Annotated in this window: 21 protein-coding genes; 12 read left to right on the top strand and 9 right to left on the bottom strand. The window is 64.0% G+C overall.

Features of this window, described 5'->3' with window-relative positions; all coding sequences use genetic code 11:
• Positions 1-194 precede the first annotated feature (194 nt).
• The 5 genes from QYE47_RS16425 to QYE47_RS16445 all read right to left on the bottom strand — a co-directional run bounded on the left by QYE47_RS16425 (position 195) and on the right by QYE47_RS16445 (position 5,651).
• The gene (locus QYE47_RS16425; RefSeq protein ID WP_004575310.1) at positions 195-1,730 is read right to left on the bottom strand and encodes a DHA2 family efflux MFS transporter permease subunit; all 1,536 of its coding nucleotides are present in this window, start codon (positions 1,728-1,730) and stop codon (positions 195-197) included.
• Positions 1,727-2,920: an HlyD family efflux transporter periplasmic adaptor subunit gene (locus tag QYE47_RS16430; RefSeq protein ID WP_070383975.1), complete on the bottom strand. Its 1,194-nt coding sequence runs from the start codon at positions 2,918-2,920 to the stop codon at positions 1,727-1,729. Before QYE47_RS16430 ends, QYE47_RS16425 begins: the two co-directional genes overlap by 4 nt.
• A 30-nt stretch (positions 2,921-2,950) precedes the next feature.
• A complete protein-coding gene (locus QYE47_RS16435; RefSeq protein ID WP_003247811.1) occupies positions 2,951-3,424 on the bottom strand; it encodes a MarR family winged helix-turn-helix transcriptional regulator in 474 nt (157 codons plus the stop codon).
• Between the two features lie 178 nt (positions 3,425-3,602).
• Complete coding sequence (locus tag QYE47_RS16440; protein WP_010954406.1) at positions 3,603-4,235, bottom strand: response regulator transcription factor; 633 nt, start codon at positions 4,233-4,235, stop codon at positions 3,603-3,605.
• 9 nt (positions 4,236-4,244) lie between these two features.
• On the bottom strand, positions 4,245-5,651 hold the full coding sequence (locus QYE47_RS16445; RefSeq protein WP_014590725.1) for a sensor histidine kinase: 1,407 nt from the start codon (positions 5,649-5,651) through the stop codon (positions 4,245-4,247).
• Positions 5,652-5,844: 193 nt separating this feature from the next.
• Here QYE47_RS16445 and QYE47_RS16450 point away from each other — a divergent pair, with 193 nt between their 5' ends.
• The 3 genes from QYE47_RS16450 to QYE47_RS16460 all read left to right on the top strand — a co-directional run bounded on the left by QYE47_RS16450 (position 5,845) and on the right by QYE47_RS16460 (position 10,598).
• On the top strand, positions 5,845-7,467 hold the full coding sequence (locus QYE47_RS16450; protein ID WP_070383976.1) for an acyl-CoA synthetase: 1,623 nt from the start codon (positions 5,845-5,847) through the stop codon (positions 7,465-7,467).
• A gap of 92 nt (positions 7,468-7,559) precedes the next feature.
• Positions 7,560-9,329, top strand: coding sequence for an acyl-CoA dehydrogenase C-terminal domain-containing protein (locus tag QYE47_RS16455; RefSeq protein WP_014590723.1), 1,770 nt, complete (start codon positions 7,560-7,562; stop codon positions 9,327-9,329).
• 261 nt (positions 9,330-9,590) lie between these two features.
• Positions 9,591-10,598 (top strand): FecR family protein, encoded by a 1,008-nt coding sequence (locus QYE47_RS16460; RefSeq protein WP_070383977.1) that lies wholly within the window; start codon positions 9,591-9,593, stop codon positions 10,596-10,598.
• Positions 10,599-10,612: 14 nt separating this feature from the next.
• Here QYE47_RS16460 and QYE47_RS16465 read toward each other — a convergent pair whose 3' ends face one another.
• Entirely contained in the window at positions 10,613-11,932 is a 1,320-nt protein-coding gene (locus QYE47_RS16465) for a Na+/H+ antiporter family protein (RefSeq protein ID WP_070383978.1), read from the bottom strand.
• 247 nt (positions 11,933-12,179) lie between these two features.
• Here QYE47_RS16465 and QYE47_RS16470 point away from each other — a divergent pair, with 247 nt between their 5' ends.
• The 7 genes from QYE47_RS16470 (at position 12,180) to QYE47_RS16500 (ending at position 19,994) form a co-directional block, all read left to right on the top strand.
• Entirely contained in the window at positions 12,180-14,324 is a 2,145-nt protein-coding gene (locus QYE47_RS16470; protein ID WP_019437076.1) for a methyl-accepting chemotaxis protein, read from the top strand.
• Positions 14,325-14,418: 94 nt separating this feature from the next.
• Positions 14,419-15,435, top strand: coding sequence for an ABC transporter substrate-binding protein (locus QYE47_RS16475; protein WP_070383979.1), 1,017 nt, complete (start codon positions 14,419-14,421; stop codon positions 15,433-15,435).
• Positions 15,432-16,280 carry a proline/glycine betaine ABC transporter permease gene (locus tag QYE47_RS16480; protein WP_014590718.1) on the top strand — a complete coding sequence of 283 codons (849 nt, stop codon included), beginning with the start codon at positions 15,432-15,434 and terminating at the stop codon, positions 16,278-16,280. Before QYE47_RS16475 ends, QYE47_RS16480 begins: the two co-directional genes overlap by 4 nt.
• 93 nt (positions 16,281-16,373) lie before the next feature.
• Positions 16,374-17,237, top strand: coding sequence for a LysR family transcriptional regulator (locus tag QYE47_RS16485; protein WP_004575302.1), 864 nt, complete (start codon positions 16,374-16,376; stop codon positions 17,235-17,237).
• A 135-nt stretch (positions 17,238-17,372) separates the two neighbouring features.
• The gene (locus QYE47_RS16490) at positions 17,373-18,290 is read left to right on the top strand and encodes an AEC family transporter (RefSeq protein WP_019437078.1); all 918 of its coding nucleotides are present in this window, start codon (positions 17,373-17,375) and stop codon (positions 18,288-18,290) included.
• Positions 18,291-18,324: 34 nt separating this feature from the next.
• Positions 18,325-18,936, top strand: coding sequence for a cell wall hydrolase (locus QYE47_RS16495; RefSeq protein WP_070383980.1), 612 nt, complete (start codon positions 18,325-18,327; stop codon positions 18,934-18,936).
• A gap of 206 nt (positions 18,937-19,142) precedes the next feature.
• Entirely contained in the window at positions 19,143-19,994 is an 852-nt protein-coding gene (locus tag QYE47_RS16500) for a CAP domain-containing protein (RefSeq protein WP_010954417.1), read from the top strand.
• A gap of 1 nt (position 19,995) precedes the next feature.
• Here the strand turns inward: QYE47_RS16500 and QYE47_RS16505 are convergent, their stop codons facing one another.
• Positions 19,996-20,973, bottom strand: coding sequence for a GlxA family transcriptional regulator (locus tag QYE47_RS16505; RefSeq protein ID WP_070383981.1), 978 nt, complete (start codon positions 20,971-20,973; stop codon positions 19,996-19,998).
• Between the two features lie 104 nt (positions 20,974-21,077).
• Between QYE47_RS16505 and QYE47_RS16510 the strand changes: the two genes are divergently transcribed.
• Positions 21,078-21,689, top strand: a complete 612-nt coding sequence (locus QYE47_RS16510) for a LysE family translocator (RefSeq protein ID WP_014590714.1) — start codon at positions 21,078-21,080, stop codon at positions 21,687-21,689.
• A gap of 48 nt (positions 21,690-21,737) precedes the next feature.
• Here QYE47_RS16510 and QYE47_RS16515 read toward each other — a convergent pair whose 3' ends face one another.
• Both QYE47_RS16515 and QYE47_RS16520 read right to left on the bottom strand, forming a co-directional pair.
• On the bottom strand, positions 21,738-22,937 hold the full coding sequence (locus tag QYE47_RS16515; protein WP_110159841.1) for an MFS transporter: 1,200 nt from the start codon (positions 22,935-22,937) through the stop codon (positions 21,738-21,740).
• Positions 22,938-23,043: 106 nt separating this feature from the next.
• Positions 23,044-23,949, bottom strand: coding sequence for a LysR family transcriptional regulator (locus QYE47_RS16520; protein ID WP_019437081.1), 906 nt, complete (start codon positions 23,947-23,949; stop codon positions 23,044-23,046).
• 117 nt (positions 23,950-24,066) lie between these two features.
• Here QYE47_RS16520 and QYE47_RS16525 point away from each other — a divergent pair, with 117 nt between their 5' ends.
• Positions 24,067-24,417, top strand: a complete 351-nt coding sequence (locus tag QYE47_RS16525) for a cupin domain-containing protein (RefSeq protein ID WP_054889304.1) — start codon at positions 24,067-24,069, stop codon at positions 24,415-24,417.
• Positions 24,418-24,424 lie beyond the last annotated feature (7 nt).

Genomic DNA, 24,424 nt, shown 5'->3' on the forward strand with positions numbered 1-24,424 from the left:
GCCTCAGCGCTTGACGGGCATCCATGCCCGTCACCTCCCTTCGCAAGCCCTACGCTCGGCCTCCTGAAGTCGCAATCAGCGGCGCCTGGGCTATCGCGCGCTTAGAAGCAAAATCAAAAGCCGAAGCGAGAGCGAGAGCGAGAGCGAGAGCGAGAGCGAGAGCGAGAGCATCGGGATCTTGCCTTGTGTTTAGCTCAATGCCCTGCCGATGCAGGCCCCGCCTTGGCGGTAAAGGGCGGCTTGGCGAACCACACCAGCAGAATCAACCCGGCAAACACCCAGCTCATCAAGGTGAAGTAATCCACCGTGGACATCATGTAAGCCTGCCCATTGAGTATCTGCTCCAGCTGCGCATAACTCTGCGGGCTGGCCCCGCCCAACTGCTCAAGGGTATGCCGCGTCGTCGGGTCGAACTGGCTGATGTGCTCGCTCAGATAGGCATGGTGCTGGTCCGCCCGACGAATCCAGATCCAGGTGGTCAACGAAGCCGCAAAACTCCCGCCCAAGGTTCGCAGGAATGTAGCCAGCCCCGAACCGTCGGCAATCTGGTGCGGCGGCAAGTCAGACAGCAGAATGCTCAAGGTCGGCATGAAGAACAACGCCACGCCAATCCCCATGAACAACTGCACCAAGGCCACGTGCTGGAAGTCCACCTCGCTGGTGAAACCGGCACGCATGTAGCAACTGGTGCCGATCGCCAGAAACGCCAACCCAGCCAGCACCCGCAAGTCGAACCGGTGCGCATATTTGCCCACGAACGGCGACATGATCACCGGCAGCAAACCGATCGGCGCCACCGCCAGACCTGCCCAAGTCGCGGTATAGCCCATCTGCGTCTGCAACCACTGCGGAAGGATCAGGTTGATACCGAAGAACCCGGCATACCCCCCGACCAGCACAATGGTGCCAATGCGGAAGTTGCGGTGCACGAACAGGCGCAAGTTGACCACCGGGTGCCGGTCGGTCAGCTCCCAGATCACGAACACCGCCAGGAACACTACCGAAATCAAGCTGCCGACAATGATGAACGACGACTCGAACCAGTCCAGGTCGTTACCCTTGTCCAGCACTACCTGCAAGGCACCGACGCCGATAATCAGGGTCAGCAGGCCAATGTAATCCATCGGCTGGCGGCTGGTGACCACCGGGCGCGTGCGCATCTGCTGGCGCACCACGGCAGCAGCGAACAGGCCGATGGGCACGTTGATGAAGAAGATCCATGGCCAGCTGTAGCTATCGGTAATCCAGCCCCCAAGAATCGGCCCGGCAATCGGTGCCACCACCGTGACCATCGCCAGCAGCGCCAGTGCCATCCCCCGTTTTGCCGGGGGGTAGACAGCAATCAGCAGGGTCTGGGTCATCGGGTAAAGCGGCCCGGCGACCACGCCCTGCAAGACACGAAAGCCGACCAGCTCGGGCATCGACTGGGCGATACCGCACAGGAACGAAGCCAGCACGAACAGCAGCGTGGCCCAGATGAACAGTTTCACTTCACCAAAGCGCCGGCTCAGCCAGCCGGTCAGCGGCAAGGCGATAGCGTTGCTCACCGCGAACGAGGTGATGACCCAGGTGCCTTGCTCGTAGCTCACCCCCAGGTTGCCGGAAATGGTCGGCAGGGCCACGTTGGCGATGGTGGTGTCGAGCACCTGCATGAACGTCGCGAGCGACAGCCCGATGGTGGTCAGCAGCAAACTCGGCGGCGTGAACTGGGCAGCGGCGTTGTTGCTCATCGTTGCGCCGTCTTGCCGGTTGCGCTGTTCTCGTGAATCAGCCGGGCGATCAGGTTGTCGGCTTCGATCAACTGGTGGTCATACACCTGGGTGGTGTAGCTGGCCTTCTGCGGTGGCTGCTGGGCCAGGGCCGGGCCGCTCTGGTCATGCAGGTCGACTTCAACCACGGTGGACAGGCCGATACGTAGCGGGTGGTCCTTGAGCTGGTCGGGGCTGAGGTGGATGCGCACGGGTACTCGCTGGACAATCTTGATCCAGTTACCGGTTGCGTTCTGCGCTGGCAGCAAGGCAAAGGCGCTGCCGGTGCCCGCGCCAAGGCTGTCGACCGTCCCGCTGTATTTGACCTCGCTGCCATACACATCAGCGGTGATTTCCACCGGCTGGCCGATGCGCATCTCTCGCAGCTGGGTTTCCTTGAAGTTGGCATCGATCCACACCTGATCCAGCGGGATGACCGCCATGGTCGCGGTGCCCGGCTGCAGGCGCTGGCCCAACTGGACGGTACGCTTGGCGACGTAGCCGGTGACCGGCGCGACCAATGTGGTGCGGGCGTGGTCGAGGTAAGCCTGGCGCAGGTCGGCAGCTGCAGCCATGACATCGGGGTGCGAGGACACCACGGTGTCGTCGACCAGCGCGCTGCTGGTGCTGAGCTGTTGGCGCGCGCTGTTGACGGCGGCCTGGGCAACGCTCAGGTCGTCGCGGGCATGGGACAGTTCTTCTGCGGCAATCGCACCGCTGTCAGCCAGCACCTTGCGCCGGTTGAAGTCCTGCTGCGCCTTGCGCAGTTCGGCTTGGCGCGTTTCCAGTTGAGCCTTCAGCGAGTCGACGTTGCTGTACAGCCCCCGCACCTGCCGCACGCTGCGTGCCAGCTTGGCTTCGGCGGACTGCAAGGCCACTTCGCTGTCGGCCGGGTCGAATTGCAGCAATACCTGGCCGGCATGGACCAGGTCGCCGTCATCGGCCCCGATGCTGGTAACGGTGCCAGCGACCAGCGGGGTGATCTCCACCACGTTGCCGTTGACGTAGGCATCGTCGGTGCTTTCGTGCCAACGCCCGACAATGCTGTACCAGGCCCAGGTACCGACCCCGGCAAGGATCAGCAGCAACAGCAGGCCAAGCAGCCAAGCCTTGCGCTTGCGCGACGGCTCAGGCGCGACGGAGGTAGTCGGGGTGTCTGTGGGAGTGGCCATGACAATACCTTGGATAATTCGTTACAGGGTTCAACGGTCGCCGAAGCGGCGGATCGTCAACGGGTCGCCAGCACCGAGCAGCACCTTGGCCAGCAGGCCTTCCAGGGTTTTGAGCTCCTCTGGTGCCAGCACGCCGCACAACTCGTTCATGGCGGCGGCGCCGATTTCCGGCAGGCGGTTGGCCAGGCGCTGACCGTCGGCGGTGAGTGCCAGGCGCACCTGGCGACGGTCGTCGGCGCAGCGGTTGCGCACGATCAGCTCCTTCTGCTCGAGGCGGTCGAGCATGCGGGTCATCGAACCGCTGTCCAGGCCCAGGTAACGGCACAGTTCGGCCGGGGTATCCACCTGGTACTGGGTGACGATGATCAGCACTTTGAACTGCGCGGCGGTGACGCCCTCTGACTCCAGGTGCCAGTCAAGAATGCGGTCTTTGAGGATCGCTGCGCGGCCCAGCAACATGCCGATGGCGCAGGTCTGAAAGTTTTCGGGGGAGAAATGGGCCATCGTTGACTGCTCAGTTAAGTGTGTAGAAATATTACTGCTTAGGCAGTTAATGTCAAAGCCTTCATTAGGCAGCTATGAAATATTCGTGTTTTCTGCCGGTCACACCGCCCCCGCAGGCGCGCCCTGCGGCCCATCGCGACACACAAGGCCGCCCCTGCCAGGGCCTGCGTAAGGGCGGCTAACGTGCTCGCAGGCCCAACGCCTCCACCGCCCCGCAAGCAATCGCCATTCCCACCAGCTCTGCGAGGCTGCCCGCCTGCAACCGCTTCATCACCCGGCCTCGGTACAGGTCCACGGTCTTGACGCTGATGCCCAACTGCTCGGCAATCTCGCGGTTGTTCAACCCTTGGGCCAACGGTACGAAGACGTCTCGCTCACGCGGCGTCAGGCCGTCGATGCGCGCCTGCACCAAGGCCAGTGCCTGATCGCCCTGTCGCGCCAGCCCGGCGTGCTCCAGCGCAGCCTGAACGCTGTCGAGCAGCAACTGGTCGTTGTAGGGTTTTTCGATGAAGTCGCAGGCGCCGGCCTTGAACGCCCGCACCACGATCGGCACATCGGCATGACCGCTGACGAAGATCACCGGCACCATCAGGCCACGCTCGCGCATCGCCTGCTGCACAGCCAACCCGCCCAGTCCCGGCATGCGCACGTCCAACAGCACACACGCGGGCCCATCATCGACGCAGGCGTCGAGAAACGCCTGCCCGCTGGCGAACGGCAAGGCTTGCAGGCCCACCGACTGCAGCAGCCAGACCGTAGAGTCGCGCATACCCTGGTCGTCATCGACCACATACACTTTTGCTTGCAACACTGCCTCCCCTTATTCCCTGCTGACCGCCAGCCGGCAGCACAGTACCAGACCGCCGTTGTCACCCGCCCGCGCCCACAGGCTCCCACCGAAGCCTTCGATCAGGCTGCGGCTCATGCTCAAGCCCAAGCCCAGGCCGTCGGCCTTGCTGGTGGTAAAGGGCGTGAAGATTTCATCCAGCCGCTCGGGTGCCACGCCCGGGCCTTGGTCAGCTACCTCGACCAGCACCCCATCGCCATCGCGCGCCGCGCAGAGCAGGATACGTGACGGCCGCTCACCCTGCTGCTCGCGATTGGCATCGATGGCATTGCGCAGCAGGTTGAGCAGCACCTGCTCCAGCAGCACCCGGTCGGCATACACCAAGGGCAGTTGAGCGCTCATGCGAAGTTCCACCTGCACCTGGTCCCGCGCGGCTTCCCAGGCGCACAGGCGCATGGCTTCGCAGGCCAGCTCGGCCACGTCCAGTGCCTGCAGGCGGCGCGGCCCCTTGCGCAGGAAGGCTCGCAGACGGCGGATCACTTCGGCGGCATGGGTGGCCTGTTCGCTGATACGCTGCAGGCCCTGGCCAACCCGCTCGCGCGCCTGGGGATCACGTTCCAGGCCCTGCAGGTAACGCTGACTGGCGTTGGCATAGTTGACCACCGCAGCCAGTGGCTGATTGATCTCGTGGGCGATGCCCGAGGCCAGCTCGCCCAGGGTAGCGAGGCGGGCACTGTGCGCCAGGCTTTCCTGCGCTTCGATGCGCAAGGTGATGTCGCGGGACACGCTGACCACCTCCACCACCGCGCCGGTGTAGGTCTCGCGGATCGCCCGGCTCGCGATTTCGAACCAGCGGTAGTCACCTGTCGCCTGGCGTACCCGGCAAGTCATCGTGTGGTAGCCGTCCTGGTCCAGCGCGGCAGCGGCCTGGCGCAGTACCTGACGCCGCTCGCGCGGATGCAGCAGGGTATGTACAGGCATGCCACGCAGCTGCTCGGGCCACAGGCCGAGCAGGCGGTAGGCTGCCGGTGAGGCATCGAGAAAGCGGCCATCGGGGCTGTGCCGGGAAATCAGGTCGGTGGTGTTTTCGATGATCAGCCGATACAGGCGCCGGGCGCGGCTGGCTTCGCGTGCGCCATGGCGCTCTTCACTGGCATCGCGGCAGCGGCCCAGGACCTGCTGGCCCTGGTTGTCCGGCATGAACGTCCACAACACGATGCGTTCGCCGACCTGCACTTCGACATCGCTGATCGCCCGATGCTGACGCAGACAGGCACGCACCAGGGCAGCGCAATTGGCCGGCAGCCAGCGAGCCAGCTCGGGCCCTTCGGCGACCCAGGCCTGCAATGCCGGGTTGAGTGCCAGCGGGCTTGCATCACTGGCCAGCAACAGACTGGGTTGCGGGTCTTTGGCAAGCAAGGGGTAAGCAGTGTCATCCACGGTAGGCGGCCTGTTTTTATAGTAGTTTTACTATATTGCTATAGTCGATATTCCTAAGACCATAGCGACTCGCGTAAAACTGCGACAGAGGGGGCGGCCCACCGTCCGCCCCCTGCACCCTGAACAGAGCTAACAATCAGCCATCGGGGGCCAGGTGCACAGGCTGCGCCTGCCTCCCTTACAGGATTACCGCATGTCGATCTATGCCCAGGGCCTGATGCCCGCTGCCGTCAACCATGTCGCCCTCACCCCGCTGAGCTTCATCGAACGCACTGCTGCCGTGTACGGCAACTACCCGGCCGTCATCCACGGCGCCATCCGCCGCAACTGGCAAGAAACCTACCAACGCTGTCGGCGCCTGGCCAGCGCCCTGGCCGGTCGTGGCATTGGCCGTGGCGACACCGTGGCAGTGATGCTGCCCAACACCCCGACCATGCTCGAGGCACACTTCGGCGTACCCATGACCGGTGCCGTGCTCAATACCCTGAACGTGCGCCTGGATGCCGAGGCCATCGCCTTCATGCTGCAGCATGGCGAGGCCAAGGTGCTGATCACCGACCGCGAGTTCCATGCAGTCATCGAAGGCGCTCTGGCACTGCTTGAACACCCGCCGCTGGTGGTTGATGTGGATGACCCGGAGTACGGCGAGGGCCGCGCGGTCAGCGAGCTGGACTATGAGGCCCTGCTCAACGAAGGCGACCCGGAATTTGCCTGGGAATGGCCCGATGACGAGTGGCAGGCCATTTCGCTGAACTACACCTCCGGCACCACCGGCAACCCCAAGGGCGTGGTTTACCACCACCGCGGCGCCTACCTGAACGCACTGGGTAACCAGATGACCTGGGCCATGGGCCACCGCCCGGTGTACCTGTGGACGTTGCCGATGTTCCACTGCAACGGCTGGTGCTACCCCTGGACCATCACCGCCCTGGCCGGCACCCATGTGTTCCTGCGCCGGGTCGACCCGCAGAAGATCCTGACCCTGATCCGCGAGCACAAAGTCAGCCACCTGTGCGGTGCGCCGATCGTGCTCAACGCGCTGGTCAACATGCCCGAGGCGGCCAAGGCAGCCATCGAGCACCCGGTGCAGGCCATGGTCGCCGGCGCCGCACCACCGGCCAAGGTTATCGGCGCCGTGGAGCAAATGGGCATCAAGGTCACCCACACCTATGGCCTGACCGAGGTCTACGGCCCGGTGACCGTGTGTGCCTGGCATGACGAATGGGATGCGCTTTCGCTGGAAGCGCGTGCACGCATCAAGTCTCGCCAAGGCGTGCGCTACCCGACCCTCGACGGCCTGATGGTCGCCGACCCGCAAACCCTTCAGCCGGTGCCTCGCGACGGCGATACCCTGGGCGAGATCTTCATGCGCGGCAACACGGTGATGAAGGGCTACCTGAAAAACCCTGAAGCCACCGCCGAAGCCTTCCGTGGCGGCTGGTTCCACACCGGCGACCTGGCCGTGTGGCATGCCGACGGCTATATCGAGATCAAGGACCGGCTCAAGGACATCATCATTTCCGGTGGCGAAAACATCTCCACCATTGAGGTCGAAGACGCCCTGTACAAGCACCCGGCAGTGCTGGAAGCCGCCGTGGTGGCACGCCCGGATGAAAAATGGGGCGAAACCCCGTGCGCCTTCGTTGCCTTAAAGCCAGGCCGGGAGGACACCCGTGAAGCCGACATCACCAGTTGGTGCCGCGAGCACCTGGCCGGGTTCAAGGTGCCGAAGACCGTGGTGTTCGGCGAGCTGCCCAAGACCTCGACCGGCAAGATCCAGAAGTACGTGCTGCGCGACCGCGCCAAGGCCCTCTGATGCCGTAGCCGCTCCCTTTCAGGCGCAGCACACGGCTGCGCCTGAAGGTTCAGCGCACGCCCAACCCTCCCCCACTATTGCAAGAGCTGCCGATGACCATTTATTCCGCCCCGCTGCGCGACATGCGCTTCGTCCTGCATGACGTATTCAACGCTTCGGGCCTGTGGGCCCGACTGCCCGCCCTGGCCGAACGCATCGATGCCGACACTGCCGACGCCATTCTCGAGGAAGCATCCAAAGTCACCGGCCAGTTGATCGCCCCGCTCAGCCGCAACGGTGACGAGCAAGGTGTGTGCTTCGACGCAGGCCAAGTCACCACCCCCGAAGGCTTTCGCGAGGCCTGGAACACCTACCGCGAAGGTGGTTGGGTCGGCTTGGGCGGCAACCCGGAATACGGCGGCATGGGCATGCCAAAAATGCTCGGCGTGCTGTTCGAAGAGATGCTCTACGCGGCTGACTGCAGCTTCAGCCTGTATTCGGCATTGAGCGCAGGCAGCTGCCTGGCGATCGATGCCCACGCCAGCGAAGCGCTCAAGGCCACTTACCTGCCACCGCTGTACGAAGGCCGCTGGGCCGGCACCATGTGCCTGACCGAACCCCATGCCGGTACTGACCTGGGGCTGATCCGCACCCGCGCCGAGCCTCAGGCCGATGGCAGCGTGCGCATCAGTGGCAGCAAGATTTTCATTACCGGCGGCGAGCAGGACCTGACCGAGAACATCGTCCACCTGGTGCTGGCCAAGCTGCCGGATGCGCCCGCCGGTGCCAAAGGCATATCGCTGTTTCTGGTCCCCAAATTCCTGCTCGAGGCCGATGGCCGCCTGGGCGCACGCAATGCTGTCCATTGTGGCTCGATCGAACACAAGATGGGCATCAAGGCCTCGGCGACCTGCGTCATGAACTTTGACGGTGCCATCGGTTACCTGGTGGGTGAGCCGAACAAGGGCCTGGCAGCGATGTTCACCATGATGAACTACGAGCGCCTGTCCATCGGCATACAGGGCATCGGTTGTGCCGAAGCCTCCTACCAGAGCGCCGCCCGCTATGCCAACGAGCGCCTGCAGAGCCGCGCGGCGACTGGCCCGCAGGCACACGACAAGGTGGCCGACCCGATCATCCACCATGGTGATGTCCGGCGCATGCTGCTGACCATGCGCACCCTCACCGAAGCAGGTCGGGCGTTCGCCGTCTACGTTGGCCAGCAACTGGACGTGGCACGCTATGCCGAGGACGCTGGCGAGCGCGAGCATGCCCAGCGCCTGGTGGCACTGCTGACACCGGTGGCCAAGGCATTCTTCACCGACAACGGTCTGGAAAGCTGCGTGCTTGGCCAGCAGGTGTATGGCGGTCATGGCTACATCCGCGAATGGGGCCAGGAGCAACGGGTGCGCGACGTGCGCATTGCGCAAATCTATGAAGGCACCAACGGCATCCAGGCCCTTGATCTGCTGGGACGCAAGGTGCTGGCCGACGGTGGTCAGGCGTTGGCCAGCTTTGCCAGCGAAGTGCGAGCCTTTAGTGTGGATGCGCCCTTGCACCGCGAGGCCCTGCAGGCGAGCTTGGCGCGGCTCGAGGCCACCAGCAGCTGGCTGCGGTCGCAGGCTGGCGAGGATGCCAACCTGGTCAGCGCGGTAGCCGTTGAGTACCTGCAGTTGTTCGGGCTGACGGCCTATGCGTACATGTGGGCGCGGATGGCGGCAGTGGCGTTGGCCAAACGTGATGAGGACGAGGCGTTTCATGGTGCGAAGCTTGCCTGTGCGGCGTTCTATTTCCAGCGGGTCTTGCCGCGGGGGTTGGGGCTGGAGGCGAGCATTCGGGCCGGTAGTGGCAGCCTTTATGGGCTAGAGGCCGCACAGTTCTGACCGGTGTGTCGCCGACGCGCTTGTTGCAAGGGCAGCCGTGTGCTGCGAAGAGGCCGGTACCTGCAAACACTGACCTCTTCGCAGCACCAGGCTGCCCCGGAAGCGATTGCAGGCATCGTCTTTTGCCCGCGAAGGGTTCTCAAACACTGAAAAACCGTGGCTAATCCGACGAAAAACCGGCACAACTGATAGTCATTCGCCATTACATTGGTTCTCGGGAGCCCTCCCGCAAGGGTAGAATGCGCAAAACCCGGAGCCGCAATGAACCACGACCGCCTCAATCCCAACCCAGACGATGCCATCACCGACGCCGCAGCGCATTGGTGCATGCGCCTGCACGCCGACGATTGCACGCAGGCCGAGCGTAAAGCATTCGCTGGCTGGTTGGCGGCCGACCCGCGGCATGCCGAAGAATATCAGGCGATGCTGGAAATCTGGCAAACAGCCGACCTGCTGCCGCGCAACGCCACCGTAATGGACTTCAACCCACCCGCCAGACACGCCGCCCGCCCTCGCAACTGGCGGCCGCTGGCGTCTGCTGCGGCCATCGCCCTGGCAGTGCTGCCGCTGGCCGGCTGGATGGGGTGGGAACAGGGCTGGTTGCCCAACCACTACCAGCACGTCGAAGCCGGTGACCGCATGCAGACCGTGGAGCTCAGCGACGGCAGCACGGTACAGCTCAACCTGCACACCGAACTCACCTTCCTCAACTACAAGGACCAGCGCCAGGTCACGCTCAAGCGCGGCGAGGCGTTCTTCAAGGTGCGACACGATAGCAGCCACCCGTTCATCGTGCGTGCCGGCAGTGGCCAGACCCGGGTCACCGGCACCCAGTTCAACGTGTGGAAGTACCAGGACCAGGTGAAGGTCACCCTGTTGGAAGGTTCAGTGCTGGTGTCCAGCGACGGCAGTGCCGGTGGCTATCGCCTTGGCCCTGGCATGCAGGCCAGCTACCACAAGGGCGACTTCGAGCCGCAGCTGGAGCAAAGCGACGACTATGGCAACACCCTGGCATGGCGCAGCGGCAAGCTGGTGCTCGACAACCTGAGCCTGGAACAGGCGCTGCCAGTGATAAACCGCTATCTCGACGCCCCGCTGCTACTGGCCGATGCCAGCACCGGCCGCATTCGCATCAGCGGCATCTACAACACCCGTGAAGTGGGGCGCCTGGTCAACAACCTGCCCAAAGTCCTGCCGGTCTACCTAACCCGCAGCAAGGACGGCAGCACCGTGCTCAATCGCATCTCGCCGCCGCCCGACAAGGGCTGACGCCCGCCCCCGCCTTACAAGGTCATCGCCGCCAACCAACCGAACGCCAGCAGCGGCAGGTTGTAATGGATGAAGGTCGGCACCACAGTGTCCCAGATGTGGTGGTGCTGGCCATCCACGTTCAGGCCCGAGGTCGGGCCCAGGGTCGAGTCCGAGGCCGGCGAACCTGCATCGCCCAACGCACCGGCAGTACCGATGATGCACACCGTGGCCAACGGGTCGAAGCCCAGTTGCACGCACAGCGGCACGAAGATCGCGGCCAGGATCGGCACGGTGGAGAACGACGAGCCGATCCCCATGGTCACCAAAAGGCCTACCAGCAGCATCAGCAGGGCACCGACGCCCTTGCTGTGGTCGATCCACTGCGCCGAGGTTTCCACCAGGCTCTTCACCTCACCGGTGGCCTTCATCACCTCGGCAAAACCGGACGCGGTAATCATGATGAAGCCGATCATGGCCATCATCTTCATGCCTTCGGTGAACAGGTCGTCGGTCTCTTTCCATTTGACGATGCCCGACAGCGAGAAGATCAGGAAACCGACCATGGCACCGATGATCATCGAGTCCAGCAACAGCTGGACGATGAAGGCTGCAGCGATGGCCAGCCCGGCCACCAGCAAGGTCAACGGGTTGTACTGCACGCTCACCTGCTCCACCTGCTGGATGCGCGCCAGGTCATAGTCACGTTTCTTGCGGTAGCTGATGAACACCGCCACCAGCAGGCCGACGAGCATGCCGGCAGCCGGGATGGCCATGGCATGGGTGACGTTGACGCCGCTCACATCGACACCCGCGCGGGCAACATTGGCCAGCAGGATCTCGTTGAGGAAGATGTTGCCGAAGCCCACCGGCAGGAACATGTACGGGGTGATCAGGCCAAAGGTGATCACACAGGCGATCAGCCGGCGGTCGATACGCAGGCGCGTCAGCACGTACAAAAGAGGGGGTACCAGCAGCGGGATGAAGGCAATGTGGATGGGCAGGATGTTCTGGGACGACACGGCCACCGCCAGCATCAGGCCGATCATCAGCCATTTGAGCTTGCCGCCCTTGGCGTCGCCCCGCCGGTCGATCATGCCCAGGGCGCGGTCGGCCAGCGCATGGGCCAGGCCAGACTTGGCGATTGCCACGGCAAAAGCACCCAGCAGTGCATAGGACAAAGCCACCGTGGCACCACCACCGAGGCCACCGTTGAAGGCCTTGAGCGTGCCTTCGATGCCCAGGCCGCCCACCAGCCCGCCGGCCAGGGCGCCGATGATCAGGGCGATGACCACGTGCACGCGGGACAGGCTGAGTATCAGCATGATGCCGACCGCGGCGATCACTGCATTCATGGTTGGCTTACCTCATTACGACAGAAAAAAGCGCGAACTCTGAAGCAGTGGGCGGCAGATGTCAAAAGCGCCTTGATGCGGCGCGTTAGTGGCGGTCAAATTTAAATTGAATGTTTGAATAAAGAAAAAACGGCTGGGGCCGATATTGTGGGAGGCAGCGAGGTGCCTGGCCGGAGCGCTTTGGCATCTCCCGCCCCCACCGCAGATAAAGCCATAACCCTTACTGCCAAAAAAGGGATCCGCCCTCATGCCTTTGCGACAACTTTCCATCCAGTGGAAAATCACCCTGCTCGCCGGTCTCTGTCTGGCCGCTATCGTCACCTTGCTCGTCGGCCTGTCGCTGTACCGCATGGATCACAGTTCGGACCTGGTCAAGGCCAGCAGCATGCAGATGCTGACTGAGTCGGCGCAGTCGCGTATCGAGTCACAAGGTGAAGTGCAAGCGCTGAACATTCGCCGCCAGTTCATGGATGCCTACCAGTACGGCGCCGGCTTCGCCCGCCAAGTGCTGTTCCTGCGCGAGCAGGCCGAAAAGCGCTTTCTCGATGCCTTCGACCTGCGCGAGGACATGACCCGCCAGGTGCGCGCTGCACTGCAAGCCAACCCCGACCTGCTCGGCCTGTCACTGGTGTTCGAGCCCAACGCCTTGGACAACAAGGACAGCCTGTTTGCCGGCAAGCCAGAATTGGGCAGCAATGAAACCGGGCGCTTTGCCCTGTACTGGTCTCAGCCACGCGCTGGCCAGTTGACCTCGATGGCCCTGCCCGAACATGACATGGCCAACACCGAGATCGGCCCCAGCGGCCAGCCGGCCAACACCTGGTGGGTATGCCCACGCACATCCGGCAAGGTGTGTGTGGTGGAGCCGTACTTCTACGACATCGATGGCCAGCAGGTGCTGATGACCAGCATCGTGTTCCCGCTGGCGGTCAACGGCAAGATCATTGCCACCCTGTCCATCGACATCAACCTCAATAGCCTGCAGGCGCTGAGCCAGGAGGCCAGCCGCAGCCTCTACGAAGGCCGCACCACGGTCGGCATTCTTACCCCGGTCGGTCTGTTGGCCGGCTACAGCGCCGATGCCAGCAAGCTGGCACAGCGCTTCGACCAGGTTGACCCGAGCAAAGGCGCCGAGCTGGTGCGCAAGCTGGCCGATGGCAAGCTGACCATCCTCCACGATCGGCAGCGCTTGAAGGTGCTGGCGGCATTCCGGCCAATCCCGGACGCCCAGCCCTGGGGCGTGTTGCTGGATGTGCCGGAAAACGCCCTGACCGGGCCGGCCGAAACCCTGAAGCAGGAACTTGACGCGCTAAATACCAGCGGCACCTTGTTGGAGCTGAGCCTGGGCCTGGCCGCCGCCATTGCCGGCCTGCTGCTGGTATGGCTGATGGCCCGCGGCGTTACCCGGCCAATCCTCGGCGTGGCCGCCATGCTCAAGGACATTGCCAGCGGCGAAGGTGACCTGACCCGTCGCCTGACCTACCAGAAGCAGGACGAACTGGGCGAACTGGCCGGCTGGTTCAACCGCTTCCTCGACAAGTTGCAGCCAACCATCGCCGAGGTCAAACGCTCGGTGCAGGCCGCCCGAGGCACGGCTGACCAGTCCTCGGCGATTGCCACTGAAACCAGCGCCGGCATGGAGCAGCAGTACCGCCAGGTCGACCAGGTGGCCACCGCCTCGCATGAAATGAGCGCCACCGCCCAGGACGTTGCCCGCAGCGCCGCCCAGGCTGCGCAGGCGGCGCGCGATGCCGACCAGGCCACCCGAGAGGGCTTGGCGGTAATCGACCGCACCACCAGCAGCATCGGAGCCCTGGCCGCCAACATGAGCGACACCATGGCCGAAATAGAAGGCCTGGCGCAGAACAGCGAGAAGATCGGCTCGGTACTGGAAGTGATCCGCTCGATCGCCGAACAGACCAACCTGCTGGCGCTCAACGCTGCCATCGAAGCTGCCCGCGCCGGAGAGGCCGGCCGTGGCTTTGCCGTGGTCGCCGATGAGGTGCGCAACCTGGCCCAGCGCACCCAGGAGTCGGTGGAAGAAACCCGTCAGGTCATCGAAGCCCTGCAGAACGGCACCCGCGAAGTGGTCGGCGCCATGGACCACAGCCATCGCCAGGCCCAAGGTGGCGTGGAGCAGGTCGGCCAAGCCGTCACGGCATTGCAGCGCATTGGCCAGGCGGTGACGGTGATCACCGACATGAACCTGCAGATCGCCTCTGCCGCCGAGGAGCAAAGCGCGGTAGCCGAGGAAATCAACAGCAACGTGGCGACCATTCGTGATGTCACTGAATCCCTGTCTGGCCAGGCCAACGAGTCGGCGCGGGTCAGCCAGTCGCTGAACAGCCTGGCCAACCAGCAGCAAGCGCTGATGGACCAGTTCCGCGTCTGAAGCGAACGGGGCCACGCCAGTGGCCCTGAAACTTGCAAAACCTCGTCGTCTACACTTGCCCCACTGCCAAGGTGTGGCGAACGACGAGGTTTACATGAAGAGCATTTCAACGCTGCTGGCCGGGCTACTGTTGACGGTGGGCTTGGCCAGCAGCGACAGCGCCGCATCGGCAGAGCAACCTGCGCCTATCCATTTTGGTGCCATCGGCTGGGAAAGCGGCGCCCTCACCACCGAGATCCTGCGGCTGATCGTGGAGCGCGGCTACGGCTACACCACCGACACTCTGCCTGGCAGCACGGTCAGTATGGAGGTGGCCCTGGCGCGCAATGACCTGCAAGTAATCGCCGAGGAATGGGCCGGGCGCAGCCCTGCCTGGGTCAAGGCCGAACAGGCCGGTCAGGTGTTCGCACTGGGCGATACGGTCAAAAATGCAGAGGAAGGTTGGTGGGTACCGGCCTATGTGATCGAGGGCGATGCCGCACGCAACCTGAAGCCGGTGGCGCCTGAGCTGCACAGTGTCGAGGACCTCAAGCGTTACCCGCAGGTATTTTCTGACCCCGAATCGCCCGGTAAAGGCCGTTTTCTCAACAGCCCAAGTGGCTGGACGTCTGAAACCGTCAACAGCCAAAAGCTCAAGGCCTATGGCCTGGATGCCCTCTACAACAACTTCCGCAGTGGCTCCGGCGCCGCGATGGACGCCGAGATCGGTTCGGCAATCCGGCGCGGCAAACCCGTGCTGTTCTACTACTGGAACCCGACCCCGCTGATGGGGCGCTACAAGCTCATCCGGCTGGAAGAACCACCGTTCGATGCCCAGGCCTGGGCCACCCTCACCGACCCTGCCAACCCCAACCCGAAAGGCAGCCGATCGCTGCCGGCAAAGTTGTCGATTGGCGTGTCCAAAGCCTTTCGTGAAAACTACCCAGACCTGGTCAGCGTGTTCGAGCAGGTCGACCTGCCCATCGATCGCCTGAACAAGGCCCTGGCCGTCATGAGCGAAAAACGCACGCCCCCGCGCGAAGCCGCCCTCACCTTCCTGCGCGATAACCGCGAGGTGTGGAAAGCCTGGCTGCCGGCGGACATCGCCGCCAAGGTCGAGGCCACCCTGTGAGCAGCGGTTTCCCGCAGCCCCTGCAGTTTTCCTTTGCCGACAGCATCAACCGCCTGGTCGACTGGTTGGTGTTGAACTACGGCGACCACCTGCGCAGTTTTTCTGACCAGTTGCTGCAACTGCTGGTCGGTCTGGAGAACCTGTTGCGCCTGTTGCCTTGGTGGCTGTTGTTGTTGCTGGTGGGTCTGCTGGCCTGGCACGCCAGCCGCAGCCTGCTGCGCAGCGCCGTGCTGGTCGCGCTGCTGGCCTTGATCGGTATGCTTGGGCTCTGGGACAAGCTGCTGCAGACCCTGGCCCTGGTGCTGGTCAGTACCGGTTTGTGCGTACTGGTGGGTGTACCGCTGGGCATCCTGCTGGCCGCCCGGCCACTGGCCAGGCGGTTGCTGTTGCCGGTCCTCGATGTGATGCAGACGCTACCTGCGTTCGTTTACCTGATTCCGGTACTGATGCTGTTTGGCCTGGGCAAGGTGCCTGCCGTGTTCGCCACGCTGATCTACGCCCTGCCGCCACTGGTGCGGTTGACCGAACTGGGCCTGAGCCAGATCGACCCCTCGTTGTTGCAGGCCGCACACGGCCTTGGCGCCAGCCGCTGGCAGCGGTTGCGGCGAATCGCCCTGCCCCTGGCGCTGCCGAGTATCATGGCCGGGCTCAACCAGTCGGTCATGATGGCCTTGTCGATGGTAGTCGTGGCCTCGATGATCGGCGCCCGTGGGTTGGGTGAGGATGTGTTGGCGGGGATCCAGACCTTGAATGTTGGTCAAGGGATGGAGGCCGGGCTGGCAATTGTCGCCCTGGCCATGGTGATCGACCGGATCAGCCAGGCCTATGGGCGTAGCAGTCGCTGAGCCGTATCGGCAAGGCCTGGTAGCAGCCTTGTGCTGCGAGAGGGCCGGGCCTGACAATATGCCTCTGTCAGCTGAGAACCGGACCTCAACCGCATGTCCCTGAAAGCCCTGCGCACCTTGGTGACCATCGCCCGCCACGGCACCTTTGCCCGCGCCGCCGACCTGCTCAGCCTCACCCCCTCAGCGGTCAGCCTGCACATCAAAACCCTCGAAGACGAACTGAAGGTGGCCTTGTTCGACCGTAGCCGCAGGCAGGTGGTGCTGACCGAAGCTGGCCAGTTGGCAGTGGCTCGCGCCGAAAGCCTTCTGGCTGCCTATGACGAACTGGCCGATGCCCTGGCCAGCGGCCCCAGCCTGCGCGGCCGCTTGCGCCTGGGGGCGATCCACACGGTGCTGGCGCGGCGTTTGCCCAAGGCGCTGGTGTGGATCAAGGCCCATCACCCGCAGCTACACATCAGCGTGGCCTCGGGCATGTCGGCGGAGCTGGCGCGGCGCGTGGAAGACGGTGAGCTCGATGCAGCGATCACCACCGAACCGGTCAGCCCTTACCCGCAGAACCTGGACTTTACACCGCTGTTCGAGGACCGTTTCTGGGCCATTGCCAGCCCTGAGCTGGCCGGGTATAGCGTGCCGCAGTTGCTGGCCAGCCAGCCATTCCTGCGCTTCGACAAGCGTGCCTGGGCCGGCCGGCAGATCGAGCAGGAGCTACGCCGCCAGCAGGTGCAGGTGAGCGAACTGATGGAACTGGACAGCCAGGAAGCCCTGGCGCGCATGGCGGTGATGGGCCTGGGCGTGGCGGTCATTCCCATGGCGGATGACGACCTGCAACGCTTGCCACCCGCCACCTGCCTGCCGTTTGGCGAGCCGCAGCTGACCCGGCGAGTGGTGTTGCTGGAGCATGAAAAAAGCCAGCGGCGGCATTTGAGTGCGGTGTTGAAGACCGCCCTGGAAGCCTGAAGCCAGGCTGCTCCAAAGCGCGATCTGCACCCACCAACATGCATTTTTCCTCAACGGTCACTGAAGAAAACAACGTTTTTACAGATTGATCCGCCCCCGTAGTCTGTGCACGTACCCGACCACGGAATGCTGACCATGCTGCACTTGCTGCTGACCACCCTGCTCCCCATCATCCTGCTGATTGCCCTGGGTACCTTCCTGCGCCTTCGCGGTTTTCTTGCCGAAAGCTTCTGGCCTGGTGCCGAGCGCCTGAGCTACTACGTCTTGCTGCCGTCGCTGTTCCTTCATGGCCTGGCCACCGCCAACCTCGATGGCATACCGGTGCTGGGCATGGCCGGCGCACTGATGCTCTCGACCCTGGCCGGTGCCGTGTTGCTGGTGCTGTATCAGGGCGCGGCGAACCATGATGGCGCCGACTTCACTTCGGTGTTTCAGGGCGGAATCCGCTTCAACAACTACATCGGTGCCACCCTGGCTGCGGGCATCTACGGCAGCGCCGGAATTGCCCTGGCGGCGGTGGCCAACGCTGCCATCGTGCCCTTGGTCAACCTGCTCTGCGTGCTGGTGTTTGCCCGCTTCAGCGCCCGTCACAGTTCGCCAGCCACAGTGCTTCGGGCAATCTTCGCCAACCCGTTGATCATCGGCTGCGCAGGGGGGCTGATGCTACGGGCCACGGGGCTGGGCTTGCCGGCCGGTATCGACGCCACGGTCAAGGCCTTGGGCCAGGCCGCGCTGCCGCTGGGCCTGCTGTGTGTCGGCGCTGCCCTGGGGGGCGCCAGCCTCGGCCAGCAGGTGCGGCCGCTGATGGCAGCATCGGCGTTCAAGTTTCTGGTCATGCCACTGACCACCTGGGGCGTTTGCCGGCTGTTCGGCCTGAGTGGCCAGGCAGCGGTGGTGGCGGTGTTGTTCCAGGCGCTGCCAACCGCTTCGTCGTCTTATGTCATGGCCCGGCAAATGGGCGGCAATGCGCCACTGATGGCTACCCTCATCGCCCTGCAGACCGTGGCTGCGGCCGCCACCCTGCCTTTGGTATTAATGCTTACGCTTGGCTAGACTGAAATTCTGCCCACCGCCTGGTAATGTGCCCATGCGCCTTCACTTGATGCTGATCGGCTTGACCTCGGCCCTGCTCGCAGGCCCCCTGTACGCCGCTGACCCGGCCAAAGCCGCCGTTGCCGAGGACAAGGCCGAAGTCCTTGAAGAAAAGGTCGTTGAAGATGCGCCGCCCCCCAGGAAGGCAGAGAAACTTACCCCAGGCGAAACGCAGGCAGTGGACCCGGCTGGCCAGGCGCCGCTGGATGACAGCATCACCTGCCTGGCACGTACCATCTACTGGGAAGCCAAGGGCGCCGACGCCAAAGACATGACCGCAGTGGCCAGTGTGGTGCTCAACCGCCTGGGCCACGATGGCTTTCCCGACACTATCTGCGCGGTAGTCAAACAGGGTGTGGAGACCAAGTCCTGTCAGTTCTCATGGTGGTGTGACGGGCGCCCGGACCAGGTCGAGGAACCGCAACGCTATGACGTTGCCAAAGAGATCGCACGCAAGGCACTGAACCAGCAGTTGAAAGACCCCACCGGCGGCGCGTTGTACTTCCACGACCGCACGGTGCACCCCGACTGGGCCAAGGCTTATCGCAAGACGGCGCAGACCACCCACTTCCTCTTCTACAAGCCGAACCAGACGTTGGCCCATTGACGCGCAAACGGCTGACAACGCTGGCTCGATGCGAATGACTGGCAACTGACCGCACTTTTCCACTGGCCAGGGGTCTACTCCCTCTTTTGCCGCCAGTAACGATTGCCGGCGTTTTCATTGCTTTGCACGACCTCGGGCCAAAAGCCCCGGGCTTGTGTAGGATGAGCAGCGCACACCACGACGCTGCCAGTCATAGGGAGATCCACATGCGCGTCCTGACATCCGTTGTCGCCTTGTCACTGGGCCTGGTCGTTTCGACCGGGGCGCTGGCAGCCACCGGCGAAGAGGCGCAGTTGATCGATTCGATCAATGTCTATCGCAGCAAGGCCCAGCCCTGCGGTGGCGAGGCGTCGTTGGAACTGCCGCCGCTCAACAGCGACACACGCCTTGCGCTGTCGCCAGAGGGCACCCGCGACCTGCAACAGGCCATGACCCGCGCCGCCTACCCCATGGTCAGCGTCCAGGCCATCAGCCTGTCAGGGCCACGCGATGCACGCGCCGCCATGCATGCCATCGAGGAAAGCTTCTGCCAAGTGGTGCTCGATCCGCAATTCGTCGATATCGGCGTCAGCCAGGAGGGCCGCGACTGGCGTATCGTGCTGGCACGGCCGCTGCTCAGCGGCCGCCTGGGCGACTGGCAGGCCGAGGGGCAGAAGGTTCTGCAGGAGGTCAACGCCGCGCGCAAGGTGCCACGGCAATGCGGCGGCCAGCCGTTTGCCGCCGCCCCGCCACTGAGCTGGAGCACAGTGCTGGCCGGGGTCGCCGCCAACCACACTCGGGCCATGGCCAACCAGAACTTCTTCGACCACATCGATAAAGATGGCCGCACACCCGGTGACCGGGCGGAACTGGCCGGGTACCTGTACCAACAGATCGGCGAGAATATCACCGCCGGGCGTGACACCGCGCAAAAGGTCGTCAACGGCTGGCTGGACAGCCCAGGGCACTGCGCCACGCTGATGAATCCGGACTTCCGTGAACTGGGCGCTGCCTATGCGATAGACCCCAAGAGCGATGCAGGGATCTACTGGACAGGGTTGTTCGGGACGCCGCAGTAGATCACGTGAGCGGGTAATGACCTGCACGCAACTGCAGGGCCGTACAACCAAACCGACGCCGCACGCACTTGCCAAGGTAGCTGGCATCACCCAGGCCCACCTCATCGGCAATCTGCGCCAGGCTGTGGCTGGAGTTGAGCAAACGCCAGCGCGCCTGCTGCAAGCGCATCTCCAGCCACCAGGCCTTGGTGCTCATACCGTGGCTGGCCTGGAACTGCCGGTCCAGTTGACGCCGGCTGATGCCCAGTTCTGCGGCCAGCTGCTCCACGGCCAACGGCGTGCCCAGGTGATGGCGCATCAGCGCTTGCGCCCGCTGCACCTGCCGCCCCTGACCAGCACCCAGCTCCAGCGAGCGCAAGGCGTGACGGCTGTCACGGGTCTCGTCCACCAGCATGTCAGCCAGCCCTTTGAGCGCACGGGTTCGCCCGCAAGCGCGTGACAGTAGTGCAACGGCCAGGTCTATGGCGGCAGTGCCACCGGCGCACGTGATGCGGTTGCCATCGATGCAGTACAACTGCTCGCGCAGCAGCTGCAACTGCGGAAAAGCAGCACGAAACTCGGCTTCGTGACGCCAGTGCACCACCACCTTGTGCCCCTGCAGCAGGCCGCAGGCAGCCAGCAGGAAGGCGCCATTGTCGACCCCCACCAGCTTGACACCCGCCTTGGCGGCCTGCCTGAGCAGAGCCTGGTAACGTGGCGCCAGCGCCGCGGTGGCCATGGCACTGCGACCGCCGAACACCACCAGGTAGTCGAAAAGGGCGAGGTCAAGCTGATCGGCAATGGCCTCGACCTGCAGCACCGCACCACTGCTCGACGGTACCGGCTCGAAGCTGAGCCCCGCCACCGTCCAGCTGCAATAGCGTTGTTGGCTGTAGTCCTCGTCGTCGGCGCTGAAGCGCAATTTGTCGAGAAAGGCGCCAAACGGCAGCAAGGCAAAATCCGGTAACGGCATGATCAGCAAGCGGATGTCGGGCGGCATGAAACCACGTCCAGAAAAGACCCTTGTATGACCAGATATTACTCTTTCAGCTTGAGCGTTGCGCCATAGACTGTCGCCCTCTCTCGAACAAGGCAATTTTCAACATGGCACTGGACACCTGGCTCATCTACCTGCTGGCCAGCATCGGCCTGTCGCTGACCCCGGGGCCTAACAGCCTGTTGGCATTGACCCATGGCGCGCTCTATGGCGCACGGCGAACGCTGTTCACCATCGTGGGCGGGGTATTGGGTTTCAGCGCCCTCATCGCCTTGACCATGTTCGGCCTCAGCGCACTGCTACAGACCTCGGCGGCGGTGCTGGGCGTCCTGAAATGGGTGGGTGGGGCTTATTTGATCTGGCTGGGCATTCAACTGTGGCGCAGTCCGGGTCTGCAGCTGGAACTGACCGCCCACAGCGCGCGGCTGGGCAATGCCGGGCTGTTTCGCCAGGGCCTGCTTTCGGCCATGGCGAACCCCAAGGTGCTGCTGTTCTATGGTGCCTTCCTGCCGCAGTTCATCGACCCACAGCGAGGGCTGGTGCTGCAATTTGCGGTGATGGCCGCAACCTTTGCCAGCGTCGAGTTTCTGGTCGAATACCTGCTGGCGCGCCTGGCGTTTCGTATTCGGCCATGGCTGGCCAAGGGTGGCAAAGGTTTCAATCGCTGCTGCGGGAGCCTGTTCGCCTTGATTGGCCTGGCGCTGCCGCTTGGCCGATAGCGGGCCCGCGAACACGGGCGAAGCCCGTGCCCTGCACCGCGTAACGGTTCAACCCCGGCGTGCTTTGAGTAGAAACACAACCAGCGCCACACCCGGCAACCCCGCCCCCACCAGTGCCACGCCATGCCAGCCAAACTGGCTGAACAGCGCACTGGCCACTGCCGACCCCAGCGCCCCGCCGAGGAAGATGCTGGTCATGTACACCGCATTCAGCCGCCCGCGGCTGGCCGGGTCCAGTGCGTACACTTCACGCTGGCCGATGACCATGTTCATCTGCACCGCAAAGTCCAGCAACACACCGGTAAGGCCCAGGCCAATCACGCTGTAACCCGGCACTGTCAGCCCCAGTAACAAGGCCGCCGGCGCCAGCAAAAGCGCCAGCAGCGAACCGGCGCGGGCATGCCCGGCATCGGCCAGGCGGCCGGCCAAGGGCGCAGCAACGGCGCCCACCGCGCCGACAAGGGCGAACACGGCGATCTGGCTTTGTGACAGGCCATGCTCCCCGGCAAGCGCCATCGGCACTGCCGTCCAGTAAAGGCTGAACGCTGCAAACATCAATGCCTGGTACAACGAACGCTGGCGCAACAGCGGATAACGACGCAGCAGTGTGAGCAGCGACAGCATCAGCCCGGCATAGCTGGCCTTGTGCTCGGGCCGCCGCTGCGGCAAGGTCAATGACAGCAACAGGATGATCGCCAGCATTACCCCGGCGGCGCCAATGAACACCGCACGCCAGCCGAAGTGGTCGGCCACCAGGCTCGACAGCGGTCGCGCCAGCAGGATGCCCAGCAGCAAGCCGCCCATGATGTTACCGACCACACGTCCACGCTGCTGCTCCGGCGCCAGATGCGCCGCCAGCGGGATGAGCATCTGCACCGAGACCGAACTGAAGCCGATCAACAATGCGTAACCCAGGAACAGCTGACCCTGGCCACTGCTGCTGGTGCCTGCCAGCAGCAGGCTGACACAGGCCAGGACCGCGGTGGCCACCATCAGGCGGCGGTTTTCCAGCAGGTCGGCCAGCGGTACCAGCAATAACAGGCCCAGGGCATAGCCCAGCTGAGTGAGGGAAACGATCAGGCTGGCATGCTCGGTGGACAGCCCCAGGTCCGGGGCGATCAGCCCGACGATGGGCTGGGCGTAGTAGATGTTGGCGACAATCGCGCCGCAGCAGAACGCCAGCAGCACTACCAGAGCCCGGCTCAGGCTGGCGGCTGCCGGTTGCGCTGTCGCAAGGGAGGGGTTCATGCGAAGTTCCTCGACAAGGGTTGGATGTATGTCGGCCACCTTACCCATGGACGTCAGCGCCGAGAATCCGACGGTGGCGCAATGCGGCTTTGCGCACTGCGCAACACTAGTTACCGTGTATGAGCAAATTTTCGCAAAAGTCGATGAAGGCGTTTACCCGCCGTGAGCCACGGTGGTTGGGCATATACAGGGCGTTGATGCTGCTATTGGCTGCGCCAGGACTGGCCTGCCAGTCGGGGAATACCCGCTGCAGGCGCCCTGCCAGCACATCCTCGCGTACCAGCCAGTCGGCCAGCAGTGCGATACCACTGCCTGCCAGTGCCGTTTCACGCAACATGTCGGCATTGGCGCTGCGCAATGGCCCGCTTACGTCCAGTTCCAGGCTGTCCTGGCCACAGGTCAGGCGCCAGGGGCGTGCTTTGTGCCCATAGCGAAAGCGCAGGCAGGCATGGTCAAGCAACTCCCTGGGATGCTGCAGTGGCTCACGCCCGGCCAGGTAGGCCGGGCTGGCCACCAGCCAACGCTGAAAACCGCCGAGCCGGCGGCACACCAGCTCGTCATTGGGCGAGGGGTCACCCAGGCGAATCGACAGGTCATAACGCCCGTCAAGCAAGTCGTCCAGGCGGTCGCTGAGGTCGATGTCCAGTTCCAGCGCCGGGTGCTGCGCCAGGAATGGCCCCAGGTGCGGGGCGATGACCCGCCGGCCGAACTCCACTGGCAGGCTCAGGCGCAGTACACCGACAGGCTCCTCGCCGCGATCGGCGATGCTGGCATCAGCCTCGTCCAGTGCTTCAAAAATGCCCCGTGCCCGTTGGTAGTAACGGGCGCCGGCCTCGGTCAGGCTGACCTGGCGCGTCGAGCGGTTGAGCAAGGTGGCGCCCAGCGACGCTTCCAGGGCATCGACCAGACGTGTCACCGACGATGTCGCCAGCCCTAGCCTGCGCGCGGCAGCAGAAAAGCCTTGGGCATCGACAGTGGCCACGAACATTTTCATCGCCAGCAGCTTGTCCATGTTCAGCCCGTCTTCCAAAACTCGGAAAGTTCTTACAAACAGCCGGGCGGGTCAAGCCGCGCGCGCCAAGGCGATTGCGTCCATAGTGGAATCCACCCATTTCCAAGGAGGCTTACCATGACCCTGAACAACCTGCTGACCGCCCTGCCGCCCTGCGATCCCGCCAGCGCCGAACGTGTCGACGAATTGCTCAGCCGCCCGGGCATCCGCGTGGAGCGTATCGTCTCCAGCGGGCAGGCCAGCCCACCCGGCTTCTGGTACGACCAGGCCGAAGGCGAGTGGATCATGTTGCTCAGCGGGGCTGCCGCCCTGCGTTTCGAGCACGAGCGCCACACCCGCCTGCTGGCGCCGGGCGATTGCCTGGACATCCCCCCGCACGACCGCCACCGCGTGGAATGGACCGCGCCCGGCACCGCCACCATCTGGCTCGCGGTGTTCTATAGCAGCAGCACCCCATGGCCGGCCTGAAGGGGCC

Origin of the sequence: Pseudomonas sp. 2,4-D (genome assembly GCF_030418155.1) — a bacterium.
GTDB lineage: Bacteria > Pseudomonadota > Gammaproteobacteria > Pseudomonadales > Pseudomonadaceae > Aquipseudomonas > Aquipseudomonas alloputida.